Consider the following 13,171-nt stretch of genomic DNA (forward strand, 5'->3'; position numbering starts at 1 on the left):
TCCCACAGGGGCAGCCCCGCTTCTCTACGCCCGGAACTGCCCAAGACTCGCCTTGAGCTGCGCCGCCAACCCGTCCAGCACCTTGCCGCTGGCCGTGGTCTGGGTCACCGCCTCGGCCGCACGCTCGGCCTGGGCATGGATCACTTCCACCCGCCCACGCACCGCATACGCTCCTTGCGCCTGATGCTCGGCAGCTTTGGTCGCATCACCAATCGCGCTATGCACCTGCTCGACCGATACCTGCATGGTCTTTTGCAACTGCACGCTGCCGCGCAGCACCGCCAGGCCCTCATCGGCCTGACGCCCCGCCAGGCCAATGGCCGCCACGGCTTCCCTGGCTCCCTGCTGCAAGGCCACGATATGCGCCTGAATATCACCGGTAGAGCTTTGGGTTTTGCTGGCCAGAGCCCGCACTTCATCGGCTACCACAGCAAAACCACGCCCAGTCTCCCCCGCCCTCGCGGCTTCAATGGCCGCGTTCAAAGCCAGCAGATTGGTTTGCTCGGCGATGCCGTGAATCACCGTCAGCACCACTTCAATCTGCTCACTTTGCTGCGCCAGACGCTCGATCACCTTGGCTCCCTCGCCCACCTGTCCGGCCAGCGCCTCGATCAGCCCCCCGACCTTGGCCGAGGTGCGAGTGTTTTCATCAGTAGCCTGACGAATATCAACCACCTGCCGGAGCGCCGCCTGCATCGCCTGGCTTTCCGACTGGGCTGCATCTGCCATGGTCGACAGTGCATGCAGGCTCTGAGCTACTTCATCGCGCTGTAACTGCGCGGCAGCATCGGCCCCGGCATTGCGCAAGGTCATCACACCGATCTCGACCCCGGTGCGCTGCGCCACATCACCCGCCTCACGCACGATGGGCTGCAGTTTGTCGACAAAGCGGTTAACCGCCGCCGCCATATCGCCGATTTCATCCTTGCTGTTCAGGCCTACACGCTTGGTCAAATCGCCTTCGCCTGCGGCCAGGTCATCCAGCGCGGCAATCAGCAGCAGCAACTTGTTGACCACCCGCCGCCCCAGCACCACCGCCAGTAACAGCAACACACCAAGTCCGACAATCGCCAGCCCCATGCCAATACGCCAGCGCAAGGTGTCCGCCGCCTCGCGCACGGTCTGCGCGGTATTGGCCTGCATCTGCGCCGCCGCTGCCTGCGCCGACTCCAGACGCGCGCCCAGTGCTGCCGAACTGTCGCTGGCAGCACCTTGCAAGCTTTCGCCGACCAGTTGCCCGCTATTGGCTATCAACGTCGAAAAGCGCTGGTCGAGGGCCGCCAGGTCCTGCTCAACCGAGGCGGTGGAAACCCCCATCAGCACTTTGCCGATCTCGACGCCATTGGGGTTGATAGAGGCTTCGAGGTAGTACACCGACGGATCATGGCGGGCCGCATCGAGCACTTTATCCAGCGCCCGCTCGCCATTGCCCTTGGCCAAAAGCGCCTGGTTGATCGGGTTATCACGATTGAGATAGCGGGTCAGATGCTGCCCCGTGGCATCGTCGTACACCACGAATAACACATTAGGATTACGTTGAGCGCGTCGGGCGAAATCGGACAGCGTGGGCACGTCGCTATCCCATATGGCACGCGGCGCTACAGCTGCCAGCAGTTGCGCCATGTCGTTTGCCGAGTCCTGCAGGTTCTTCTCCAGCGATTGCCTGAGCTGCATTTGCTCGTCTTTCAAGCGTGGCTCCAGGCCCGCGGTCAAACGCTGCCGGGTGCTGGCAGACAACGCGTCAAGGCTGCTTTTAACTTCACGCCCGGCCTGCTCCAGTTCCGCGGTGAGCTTTTGGCTGTCTGCCCCCAGACGCGCATCCAGATCAGACTCCAACGCCGTCACCGTGCTCCGTGTCAGTGCAACAGCCACCAAAACCTGCACCAAAAGAGCGATACCTAGGGTAACGAATACAGGCCGCAGCAGACGGCTTTGTAACAGTGAGAGAACGGCAGACACGGAAAACCCTCCACTTAGGTGCCATTATTTTGATAGCACGCTTATTGACGGTTTTCACAGCAAGGGTCGTGCCGCACAACAGGCAGAAACGACAAAAGGCCCCGAAGGGCCTTTTGTTTTACATCAGCAGCGACTTAAGCGAACGGGTGACGCAGAACGATGGTCTCGTTGCGGTCCGGGCCAGTCGAAATGATGTCGATCGGAGCGCCGATCAGCTCTTCTACGCGCGTGATGTAAGCGCGAGCGTTGGCTGGCAGCTCTTCCAGGGTTTTGGCACCCACGGTCGATTCAGTCCAGCCCGGCACTTCTTCGTACACAGGCTGCAGGCCTACGTAGCTGTCAGCGTCGGTCGGTGCAACATCAACACCGTTTGCGTCTTTGTAGCCAACGCAAATGTTGATGGTTTCCAGACCGTCGAGTACGTCCAGCTTGGTCAGGCAGATGCCCGAGATGCTGTTCACATCGATAGCGCGACGCAGGATAACGGCGTCGAACCAGCCGCAACGACGGGCACGGCCGGTGGTAGCACCGAACTCGTGACCTTGCTTGGCCAGGTGAGCGCCAACGTCGTCGAACAGCTCAGTCGGGAACGGGCCCGAACCTACGCGAGTGGTGTAAGCCTTGGTGATGCCCAGGATGTAGTCCAGGAACATCGGGCCAACGCCCGAACCGGTCGCAACGCCGCCAGCGGTGGTGTTGGAGCTGGTCACGTACGGATAGGTACCGTGGTCGATGTCCAGCAACGAACCTTGGGCGCCTTCGAACATGATGTCCTTGCCAGCGCGACGCAGGTCGTGCAGCTCGGCTGTCACGTCCAGCATCAACGGCTTGAGCAGCTCGGCGTATTCCTTGCACTCGGCCAGGGTCTTGTCGAAGTCGATAGCCGGCTCTTTGTAGTAACCAACCAGCATGAAGTTGTGGTAATCCACCAGTTCACGCAGTTTGGCTTCAAAGCGCGGCATGTTCAGCAGGTCGCCAACACGCAGGCCACGACGGGCAACTTTGTCTTCGTAAGCCGGGCCGATACCGCGACCGGTCGTACCGATCTTCAGCTCGCCACGGGCTTTTTCACGGGCCTGGTCCAGCGCCACGTGGAACGACAGGATCAGCGGGCAGGACGGGCTGATACGCAGGCGCTCGCGCACCGGTACGCCTTTCTCTTCCAGCTTGATGATTTCACGCAGCAGGGCGTCGGGAGCAACCACGACACCGTTGCCGATCAGGCATTGCACGCCTTCGCGCAACACGCCCGACGGAATCAGGTGCAATACGGTTTTTTCGCCGTCGATTACCAGCGTGTGGCCAGCGTTGTGGCCACCTTGGTAACGCACTACAGCGGCAGCATGTTCGGTCAGCAGATCAACGATCTTGCCTTTGCCCTCATCACCCCATTGGGTGCCCAGGACTACGACATTCTTACCCATAACACTTGTCCTCATTCGCGCAAACTTGGTGCCGGCAGCCGCCGGCAGGAAAACTCAAGAAACCAGCGGCACTACTTGCCACAGGCCATTCTGCTGAATCAATTGGCGGTCGCAGTCTGCCTCCAGGGCACCAGCCTGCTGTTGCCCAGGCAACGCCTGAACCACACGCTGGCCTTCACTGCGAAGCTGGCAAACCTGCTGCCAGAGTGCCGCATCGGTGCTGTCTGGCATCCAGATACCACCAGACGGCAACTTGACTTCCGCACGCCCCAGGGTCACCAGGGTTTTCAAATCGGTCGAAAAGCCGGTTGCCGGCCGGGCACGCCCGAAAACAGCACCAATGTCGTCATAACGACCGCCTTGGGCGATGGAGTCCCCAACGCCCGGTACAAATACCGCAAACACTACACCTGTGTGGTAGTGATACCCACGCAACTCGCCCAGGTCAAAGTACAACGGCAACTGCGGGAAACGCACAGACAACCCTTCGGCAATCGCCACCAGGTCGTCCAGAGCTGCCAGCACTTGAGCCGGAGCCTTGGCCAGACGCTCGCGCGCAGCAGCCAGAACTTCGTGACCGCCACACAAACCAACCAAGGCCTGCAGCATGCCCGCCAAATCGGCCGGCAAGCCTTGGGTCAAGGCCGTTACTTCGTCGATCGCCTTGCGTTGCAGGGCGTCGAACAATTGTTGTTCCACTTCAACCGACAGGTTGGCCGCACGGGCCAGACCACGGTAAATACCAACATGCCCCAGGTCCATGTGCACATCCGGCACATCGGCCAGTTGCAGCATGGCCAGCATCAGGCTGATCACTTCAACATCGCTGCTCGGGCTTGCATCGCCATACAACTCGGCGCCCAGCTGGATCGGGCTGCGCGAGGATGACAGTGCACGCGGTTGAGCATGCAGCACGCTGCCGGCGTAGCACAGACGGCTCGGGCCTTCACGACGCAGGGTATGCGCATCGATACGCGCCACTTGCGGCGTGATGTCGGCACGAAAACCCATCTGGCGACCCGTTTGCGGGTCAATCACCTTGAAGGTACGCAAGTCGAGGTCCTGGCCAGCCCCTGTCAGCAGGGACTCCAGGTATTCGATATGCGGGGTCACGACGAACTCATAGCCCCAGCTCTGGAACAGATCCAACACCTGACGGCGCGCCACTTCAATGCGGGCAGCTTCAGGTGGAAGTACTTCTTCGATGCCATCTGGCAAAAGCCAGCGGTCTACCGTTGCCATTACGCCATTCCCCTGTGATCCGGGCGGCCAGCCAGCAGGCGAGCCTTGAGTAAAGCAGAACGTGGCTGCGTCTTGAACGCGCACAGCAAAAAAGCCTGAACGACAGGCTCGCACATTCCTCGAAAATTCTGCCGATGCTGTAACAGCCATTCGGACAATCAAACATGCAGACGCAAAAAAGCCGGGAATTTCCCGGCTGCCGCATCATACACCCGTTTTCTAAAAGGATCACCCTGCGAGGCCATTTGACCGCCAAGCGGAGTGAATCAGGGCCTGTGATGAACATGCCAACCCTTCTGAAAACAGTGTGGGAGCGGGCTTGCTCGCGATGGCATCAACTCGATTTAGCAGACAGACCGAGTTGCTTGCATCGCGAGCAAGCCTGCTCCCACAGGCTTGAAGCGCTTTTACTGCTGCGAAGGCTTGGATTTTTCCAGGTAGCGGAAGAAATCGCTGCTTGGGTCCAGAACCAGCACATCGTTCTTGCTCGCGAAGCTTTCGCGGTAAGCGCGCAGGCTGCGATAGAACTTGTAGAACTCCTGATCCTGGCCATAAGCCTTGGAGTAGATCGAAGCTGCCTGGGCATCGCCATCACCGCGTGCTTCTTCGGACTGACGATAAGCTTCAGCCAGCAGAACACGACGTTGACGGTCGGCGTCAGCACGAATGCCTTCTGCCAGTTCGTTACCCTTGGCCCGATGCTCGCGTGCTTCACGCTCACGTTCGGTGCTCATACGTTCGAAAACGCTGCGGTTTACTTCTTTTGGCAGGTCGATGGCCTTGACGCGAACGTCGACCACTTCAATGCCCAGCTCTTTTTCAGCCATTTTGTTCAACGATGCAGTGATGTCAGCCATCAACGCATCACGCTCACCCGACACTACTTCGTGCAGGGTGCGCTTGCCGAACTGGTCACGCAGACCGGATTCCAGACGACGCGACAGACGTTCGTCAGCAATCTGTTTCATGCCCGAAGTTGCGGTGTAGAAGCGCTCGGCATCTTTCACACGCCACTTGGCGAAGGCATCAACCATGACCGCTTTCTTTTCCAGCGTCAGGAAACGCTGAGTCGGCGCGTCCAGCGTCATCAGGCGGGCGTCGAACTTGCGCACCTGGTTGACGTAAGGAATCTTCACATGCAGGCCCGGCTGAACGTCAGCCTGGACCACACGGCCAAAGCGCAGCAGTACAGCACGCTCGGTTTGCGAGACGATGTAGAAGCTGTTCCAGGCAACGATCCCCACGACAACAGCAACAATAAGGGCAACCAGCGATTTATTGCTCATCAGCGGCTCTCCCTGGTGCGCGGTTGTGGCGGCAGATCCGTGCTGACGTGCGAGCCGGAATCAGTATTGCTCGCTGCGGCTGCCGAACCCGTTGCCGGGGTGCTGCCATTACGGCCTTCGATCATTTTGTCCAACGGCAAGTAAAGCAGGTTGCTCTGGCCGTTTTTGTTACCGGTCACGAGTACCTTGCTGGTGTTGCTGAAGACTTCCTGCATGGTGTCCAGATACAGACGGTCGCGGGTCACTTCAGGATTTTTGCGGTACTCGGCAACCAGTTTGGTAAAGCGGTCAGCCTCACCCTTGGCGCGGGAAACCACTTCATCACGGTAGCCGTTGGCATCTTCGATGATGCGCTGGGCCTGACCACGTGCTTCCGGTACAACGCCGTTGGCATAGCTTTCGGCCTGGTTGCGGGCACGCTGCTCGTCTTCTCGGGCACGGATCACGTCATCGAAGGCTTCCTGTACTTCACGCGGTGCGGCTGCGTTCTGTACGTTGACCTGGGTCACGGTGATACCGGTCTTGTAGGTATCGAGGAAACGCTGCAGGCGTTCCTTGATTTCCACGGCCATTTGCTCACGGCCTTCGGTCAGCACCTGATCCATCGACGTGGAACCCACGACGTGACGCAAGGCGCTGTCGGTCGCCTGCTGCAAGCTGACTTCCGGTTGATCAACATTCAGCACGAAGTCGCGCAGGTTGCTGATCTTGTACTGCACGGTCAGCGGCACTTCGACGATGTTTTCGTCTTCAGTCAGCATTTGACCCTGCTTGGTGTACGCACGCTCACGCGTCACGTTCTCCATGTACTTTTTGTCGAACGGCGGGAAGTAGATATTCAGGCCCGGCCCAACGGTGTCGTAGTACTTGCCCAGGCGCAGCACCACGGCTTGCTCCTGCTCATCGACTACATACACGGCGCTGTAAAGCCAGGCAGCCGCCAGCACGACGAGGCCGATGCCGAGCAGACCGTAGCCGGCGCCCTTGCCATTCGAACCACCCTCACTGCCGCTGCCGCCAGTACGTTTTTTCCCACCACCGAACAACCCATTCAGGCTTTCCTGCAGCTTTCGGAAGGCCTCGTCGAGATCTGGTGGCCCCTTGCGGTCGCCATTTTTAGGGCGTTTGCCACCCCAAGGATCTTGATTGTTCGAGTTGCCACCCGGCTCATTCCAAGCCATAGCGCTCTCCATCTGATAAAGCAAAGACGCGCCCACGGCGCGCCGACCAATGCTACAGAATGCCTATCACAGCGGCACGACCGCTTTGCGAGGCTTTTATTGCAAAGTGTGTTCTTCGATGAATTCCAGCGGCTGCATCCCTTCGCGGCTGACCAAGCGATTGAGCTCGGATCGCGGCAGGCGTACGTCCAACAGACTGGAGCCCTCATCGTCATGCTGTTCTTTTTGCACAACCCCCAGTTCGAAGAACTGTGCACGCAGTCGAGCAAAACGTTGCGGCAAGCGCAAGGTGCCCACGAACAAATCATTGCCCAGCAACTCGGCGATGGCCTGCTCAAGCAACTCCAGCCCTTGACCATCACGGGCCGACAACCAGACCCGCTGCGGCTTGCCATCGGCATCACGCTGGATCTGCGGCTCGACACCTTCAAGCAAATCGATTTTGTTGTAGACCTCGAGAATCGGCAAGTCCTGCGCACCGATTTCGCCCAGTACCACCATCACCTGCTCGATCTGCGCCATGCGCTCAGGCTCGTGCGCATCGATCACATGCAGCAGCAGATCGGAATTGCTCGACTCTTCGAGCGTAGACCGGAATGCTTCAACTAGCTTGTGCGGAAGATGACGAATAAAGCCCACGGTGTCGGCCAGCACGATCGGCCCCAGGTCACCCAGATCAAGGCGGCGCAGGGTCGGGTCTAGCGTGGCGAACAACTGGTCGGCGGCAAAGACGTCAGAGCCGGTGACCTTGTTGAACAGCGTGGATTTACCGGCGTTGGTATAGCCCACCAGCGACACTGTAGGAATATCGGCGCGTTGACGCCCTCTACGGGACTGCTCGCGTTGACTGCGGACTTTTTTCAGACGGGCTTTGATCTGGCTGATGCGCACACGCAACAGTCGGCGGTCGGTTTCGAGCTGGGTTTCACCCGGCCCGCGCATGCCAATGCCGCCACCTTGACGCTCAAGGTGAGTCCAGCCGCGTACAAGACGCGTGCTCATGTGGTCAAGCTGAGCCAGTTCGACTTGCAGCTTACCCTCATGGGTACGGGCGCGTTGAGCGAAGATATCGAGAATCAGCCCGGTACGGTCAAGCACGCGACACTCGAAAACACGTTCGAGGTTACGTTCCTGACTGGGCGTGAGTACGTGATTGAAAATCACGATGTCGACCTTCTCGGCCTTGACCAGATCGCGCAACTCCTCGACCTTGCCACTGCCAATCAGGTATTTGGCCGATGGCCGATGACGCGGCACGTTAAAAAACGCGACGGTATCGGCGCCAGCCGACACAGCTAACTCCTGGAACTCCTGCGGATCTTCGCGCGCCTCAGGGTCCTGTCCTTCCAAGTGAACGAGGATCGCTCGCTCACCACCACCGTGGCGCTCAAAGAACAAAGGATGCTCCTATTTAGGCATTACCTGGTTCAGCGTCTGCCAGATCCGATTCGGTTGCGCTAGGCAGACGAATTGGACGTACTGGTACGACTGTCGAAATTGCGTGCTTGTAAACCATTTGGCTGACGGTGTTTTTCAGCAGGATCACGAACTGGTCGAAAGACTCGATGGTCCCCTGCAGCTTGATCCCGTTGACCAGATAGATGGAAACGCCAACCTTCTCTTTACGCAAAGTATTCAAGTAAGGGTCTTGTAGCGAATGCCCTTTTGACATATGCCGCACTCCTGTAAGGATAAAAAATAGAAACAAAAATTAGATGACCGCTGTCGCCACATCCATAGGATAGACGGCATTTGCCAAGACTCAGCTCAATATGGAGACCGATTCCAGGTATTTCAAGGCTCGTGGCAGATTGTCGCAGTCCAGACTGTCAAGCCAATGCAAATCATTCCAGCTGCGCAACCAGGTGAACTGGCGCTTGGCCAACTGGCGCGTGGCTATGATGCCGCGCTCCTGCATCTCGGCCGCTGTCAGCTTGCCGTCGAGGTAGTCCCAGACTTGGCGGTAACCCACTGCACGTATAGACGGCAACCCGGCATGCAGGTCACTTCTGTTGCGCAGGTTTATGACCTCGTCAATGAACCCCTGTTCCAGCATCTGCCCGAATCTTAGTGCAATTCGCTCATGCAGCACCTGACGGTTCGCCGGAGCGATGGCCAGATTCGCGACAGTATAGGGCAATTGGCTGTGCCCAGAAGCCGCTGCTTTAGTCGTTTGTTCAGATTGTTTTTGCCGATGGGCCGTCACGCTCATGCCGCTGACCCGATAAACCTCAAGCGCCCGGGTCAGACGCTGCGGATCATTGGGGTGAATTCGCGCGGCAGACTCCGGATCTATGGCTGCCAACTGATCGTGCAGGGCCTGCCAGCCAAGGCGCTGCGCCTCTTCTTCAAGCTGCGCGCGCACCTCGGGGTCCGCCGGAGGCATGTCGGCCAGGCCGTCAATCAGTGCCTTGTAATAGAGCATGGTGCCGCCCACCAGCAGCGGGATATTGCCTCGCGCCGTGATCTCGGCCATGGCCTTGAGCGCATCGCGACGAAAATCGGCCGCCGAATAGCTCTCGGCCGGGTCGAGAATGTCGATCAACTGATGCGGGTGAGCCGCCAGAATTTCTTTCGACGGCTTGGCAGTGCCGATGTCCATGCCGCGATAGACCAGCGCCGAGTCAACACTGATCAGCTCGCACGGCAGCACCTTGCTCAGCTCGATGGCCAGGTCGGTCTTGCCGGCGGCCGTCGGCCCCATCAGGAAAATAGCCGGGGGTAAAGCGTTGGAACCTGTCATCAGCGACCGCGCAAAAAGAGTTTGTCCAAGTCGTCCAGGCCCATTTGGGTCCAGGTGGGACGACCATGATTGCACTGACCGCTGCGCTCGGTGTTTTCCATGTCACGCAACAGACCGTTCATTTCCGGGATCGCCAAACGGCGATTGGCGCGGATCGCACCGTGGCAGGCCATGGTGCCGAGCAACTCGTTGAGGTGCGCCTGGATCCGGTCACTGGTGCCGTATTCCATCAGGTCGGCCAGTACGTCGTGAACCAGTCGCTGGGCCTCGGCCTGCTTGAGCAGGGCCGGGATCTGGCGGATGGCCAGGGTTTCCGGGCCAAGGCGCTGCAACTCGAAGCCCAGGCGCTGGAACCACTCGGCGTGTTCTTCGGCGCAATCGGCTTCCCGCTGGCTGACCGCAATCGATTCCGGCACCAGCAGCGGCTGACCACTCAGGCCTTCACTGGCCATGGCGATTTTCAGACGCTCATACATGATCCGCTCATGGGCCGCGTGCATATCCACCAGCACCAACCCCTGGGCGTTTTCCGCGAGGATATAAATGCCCTTGAGCTGGGCCAGAGCAAAGCCGAGCGGCGGAATATCACCTTGCCCGTCCGGCAGAGGCGCGGCATTGGCCTCAGGCAATGGTGCGAAAAACTCGCGATAGGCATTGCGCGCTTCTTCAACGGGCACCGGGGGCGCGGAGGACTGCGGACGGTATTGGTACTGATAGCCCGCACCAGCGCCCGAACCTGCCACATGCGGTGACGGGGCCGACTGCGGCTGCTCCAGCACATTGGCCGCCAGACGCATTTCACCCTGCGGGCCGAATTCGCCAGCATCCAGCCCCGTCGGGCGCTCGGCCCCGGGCACCGGCGCTGGTGCGGCCAGTTGGTCTTCGGGACGAACGTCACCCAGAGCACGGTGCAAAGTGCCATAGAGGAAATCATGCACCATGCGCCCGTCACGGAAGCGTACTTCGTGCTTGGTCGGGTGTACGTTGACGTCGACCACCGAGGGGTCGACCTCAAAGAACAGCACAAAGGTCGGGTGGCGACCATTGAACAGCACATCGCGATACGCCTGGCGCACCGCATGGGCCACCAGTTTGTCGCGTACTGCGCGGCCATTGACATAGAAGTACTGCAAGTCCGCCTGACTGCGGGAAAAAGTCGGCAAACCGACCCAGCCCCACAGGTGCAAACCATTGCGTTCAACCTCGATGGGCATTGCCTGTTCCAGGAACGCGGAGCCGCACACGGCCGCCACACGCCGGGCGCGGGCAGTATCGTCGCGGGCTTCGTGCAGGTTGAGGATGGACTTGCCGTTGTGGCGCAAATTGAACGCCACATCAAAACGTGCCAGCGCCAGGCGCTTGATCACTTCCTGCAGGTGATCGAATTCGGTCTTTTCGGTTTTGAGAAATTTGCGCCGTGCCGGGGTGTTGAAAAACAGGTCGCGCACTTCAACCGAGGTGCCCACCGGATGCGCAGCCGGCTGAACCCGGGGCGCCATGTCGCGGCCTTCGGTCTCGACCTGCCAGGCCTGATCGGCACCACGGGTGCGCGAGGTCAGGGTCAGGCGCGCCACGGAACTGATGGAAGCCAGCGCCTCACCGCGAAAGCCCAGGCTCATCACCCGCTCAAGGTCTTCCAGATCACGAATCTTGCTGGTGGCGTGACGGGCCAGCGCCAACGGCAAGTCGTCGCTGGAAATTCCGCTGCCATCGTCACGTACCCGCAGCAGCTTGATCCCGGCCTGCTCCACGTCCACATCAATGCGCTTGGCACCCGAATCGAGGCTGTTTTCCAGCAGTTCCTTGATCACCGAAGCCGGGCGTTCAACTACTTCGCCCGCAGCGATCTGGTTGGCCAGGCGCGGGCTGAGCAATTCAATCCGCGCGCTGCTGCTCAATGCTTCATCACTCATTACTGTGCCGCCAGGGCAGTTGCCGGAATATTCAGGTTCTGGCCGACCTTCAGCTCATCGGTTTTCAGGCTGTTGCTCGAGCGCAATGTCGCCACGCCCACTTGATAGCGTACAGCGATCATCGCCAGGGTTTCGCCGGGGCGAACCGTGTGTTCGCGGGCACCCTGGGCGATTTTGCCGGTGTCACGCAGCCAGGCGATATAAGTGCCCGGCGGCGGATTTTGCTGGAAGAACTGGCGTACGCCGCTGCTGATCGAACGGGCCAGCGCTTGCTGGTGACTGCTCGAAGCCAGCTTGGACGCTTCGTTGGAGTTCGAGATAAACCCGGTCTCGACGAGAATCGACGGAATGTCCGGCGACTTCAGCACCATAAACCCGGCCTGCTCCACGCGCTGCTTGTGCAGCGGGGTGACCCGACCTATGTTGCTCAGCACTTTTTGCCCGACGTTGAGGCTGGAGGTCAGCGACGCGGTCATCGACAGGTCAAGCAATACACCCGCCAGCATGCGGTCCTTGTCATCGAGGCTGACGTTGCCTGCGCCACCGATCAGGTCGGAGCGGTTTTCGCTGTCGGCCAGCCAGCGCGCCGTCTCGGAAGTCGCGCCGCGTTCAGACAGGGCAAACACCGAAGCACCAAAGGCAGCCTTGGACGGTGCAGCATCGGCGTGGATCGAGACAAACAGGTCGGCGCCTTTCTTGCGGGCGATTTCGGTGCGGCCACGCAGCGGGATAAAGTAGTCGCCGGTACGCGTCAGCTCGGCCCTGAAGCCTTTCATGCCGTTGATCTGGCGCTGCAGTTCTTTGGCAATCGCCAACACCACATCTTTTTCACGCTGGCCAGCCGAGCCCGAGGCCCCCGGGTCTTCACCGCCGTGGCCGGCATCGATCACCACCACCACGCTGCGTTTACCGCTCGGGATCGGCGGCAATTTAACGTCGGGTTGCGCGGGCGTCACCGGCACCACCGGCACCGTTGCCACGTTGGTGGCCGGCAGGCTTGGCGCCAGATCGGCGCCCTGGTCATACAGGTCGACCACCAGGCGGTTGCCGTACTGGGCATTGGGCGCCAGAACGAAACTTTTCGGGGTCACGGCCTTTTTCAGGTCGATAACCACGCGCAGGTCGGTGGGGGTACGCTGCGCCGAGCGCATGCTGGTGATTGGCGTATTGGCTGTTTGCACATTCAGCGGCCCGCCCAGGGTCGCGCCATTGATGTCGATGACCAGACGATCAGGTGCGGTCAGCGTAAACACACTGTGCTGCACCGGCCCGGTAAGATCAAAAACCAGTCGAGTGTTATCCGGCGCCCGCCATAGACGCACGCTCTTGACCTGGGTTGCGGCCACAGCATTGAATGCCATGACACTGAGCAACACACCCACCACACTTGCTAACGCGCGAAAGCGCATACCAAACCCCATCA

The 13,171-nt window shown here is 59.8% G+C and carries 10 protein-coding genes and 1 pseudogene; all 11 read right to left on the reverse strand.

Features of this window, described 5'->3' with window-relative positions; genetic code table 11:
* Nucleotides 1-24: 24 nt before the first annotated feature.
* Nucleotides 25-909, reverse strand: coding sequence for a methyl-accepting chemotaxis protein (locus V6L81_RS24155; RefSeq protein ID WP_370688628.1), 885 nt, complete (start codon nt 907-909; stop codon nt 25-27).
* A 21-nt stretch (nt 910-930) separates the two neighbouring features.
* Nucleotides 931-1,674 (reverse strand): annotated as a pseudogene (locus tag V6L81_RS24160) (methyl-accepting chemotaxis protein); the annotation flags it as partial.
* 419 nt (nt 1,675-2,093) lie between these two features.
* The gene (locus V6L81_RS00900) at nt 2,094-3,383 is read right to left on the reverse strand and encodes an adenylosuccinate synthase (protein WP_016783309.1); all 1,290 of its coding nucleotides are present in this window, start codon (nt 3,381-3,383) and stop codon (nt 2,094-2,096) included.
* Nucleotides 3,384-3,437: 54 nt separating this feature from the next.
* Nucleotides 3,438-4,625 carry an ATP phosphoribosyltransferase regulatory subunit gene (locus V6L81_RS00905; RefSeq protein ID WP_095000956.1) on the reverse strand — a complete coding sequence of 396 codons (1,188 nt, stop codon included), beginning with the start codon at nt 4,623-4,625 and terminating at the stop codon, nt 3,438-3,440.
* A gap of 407 nt (nt 4,626-5,032) precedes the next feature.
* Entirely contained in the window at nt 5,033-5,911 is an 879-nt protein-coding gene (gene hflC / locus V6L81_RS00910) for a protease modulator HflC (protein WP_095000955.1), read from the reverse strand.
* Nucleotides 5,911-7,092, reverse strand: coding sequence for an FtsH protease activity modulator HflK (gene hflK / locus V6L81_RS00915; protein ID WP_095000954.1), 1,182 nt, complete (start codon nt 7,090-7,092; stop codon nt 5,911-5,913). Before hflK ends, hflC begins: the two co-directional genes overlap by 1 nt.
* Before the next feature lie 96 nt (nt 7,093-7,188).
* On the reverse strand, nt 7,189-8,490 hold the full coding sequence (hflX, locus tag V6L81_RS00920; protein WP_095000953.1) for a ribosome rescue GTPase HflX: 1,302 nt from the start codon (nt 8,488-8,490) through the stop codon (nt 7,189-7,191).
* A 13-nt stretch (nt 8,491-8,503) separates the two neighbouring features.
* On the reverse strand, nt 8,504-8,764 hold the full coding sequence (hfq, locus tag V6L81_RS00925) for an RNA chaperone Hfq (protein ID WP_016783304.1): 261 nt from the start codon (nt 8,762-8,764) through the stop codon (nt 8,504-8,506).
* A 90-nt stretch (nt 8,765-8,854) separates the two neighbouring features.
* Nucleotides 8,855-9,835, reverse strand: coding sequence for a tRNA (adenosine(37)-N6)-dimethylallyltransferase MiaA (gene miaA / locus V6L81_RS00930; RefSeq protein WP_095000952.1), 981 nt, complete (start codon nt 9,833-9,835; stop codon nt 8,855-8,857).
* A complete protein-coding gene (gene mutL, locus V6L81_RS00935; RefSeq protein WP_165446536.1) occupies nt 9,835-11,733 on the reverse strand; it encodes a DNA mismatch repair endonuclease MutL in 1,899 nt (632 codons plus the stop codon). The genes miaA and mutL overlap by 1 nt, the downstream gene beginning before the upstream one ends.
* 14 nt (nt 11,734-11,747) lie before the next feature.
* Nucleotides 11,748-13,169 carry an N-acetylmuramoyl-L-alanine amidase gene (locus V6L81_RS00940; RefSeq protein WP_198417412.1) on the reverse strand — a complete coding sequence of 474 codons (1,422 nt, stop codon included), beginning with the start codon at nt 13,167-13,169 and terminating at the stop codon, nt 11,748-11,750.
* Nucleotides 13,170-13,171: the final 2 nt, after the last annotated feature.

The sequence above is a fragment of the Pseudomonas bubulae genome, assembly GCF_037023725.1.
Lineage (GTDB): Bacteria > Pseudomonadota > Gammaproteobacteria > Pseudomonadales > Pseudomonadaceae > Aquipseudomonas > Aquipseudomonas bubulae.

Excerpts from the sequence above, each read along its gene's own strand:
- V6L81_RS00900 (WP_016783309.1), bottom strand. The coding sequence starts at position 3,383 with ATGGGTAAGAATGTCGTAGTCCTGGGCACCCAATGGGGTGATGAGGGC.
- V6L81_RS00940 (WP_198417412.1), bottom strand. The coding sequence starts at position 13,169 with ATGGGGTTTGGTATGCGCTTTCGCGCGTTAGCAAGTGTGGTGGGTGTG.
- hfq (WP_016783304.1), bottom strand. The coding sequence starts at position 8,764 with ATGTCAAAAGGGCATTCGCTACAAGACCCTTACTTGAATACTTTGCGT.
- hflK (WP_095000954.1), bottom strand. The coding sequence starts at position 7,092 with ATGGCTTGGAATGAGCCGGGTGGCAACTCGAACAATCAAGATCCTTGG.
- V6L81_RS24155 (WP_370688628.1), bottom strand. The coding sequence starts at position 909 with ATGGCGGCGGCGGTTAACCGCTTTGTCGACAAACTGCAGCCCATCGTG.
- V6L81_RS00905 (WP_095000956.1), bottom strand. The coding sequence starts at position 4,625 with ATGGCAACGGTAGACCGCTGGCTTTTGCCAGATGGCATCGAAGAAGTA.
- hflC (WP_095000955.1), bottom strand. The coding sequence starts at position 5,911 with ATGAGCAATAAATCGCTGGTTGCCCTTATTGTTGCTGTTGTCGTGGGG.
- miaA (WP_095000952.1), bottom strand. The coding sequence starts at position 9,835 with ATGACAGGTTCCAACGCTTTACCCCCGGCTATTTTCCTGATGGGGCCG.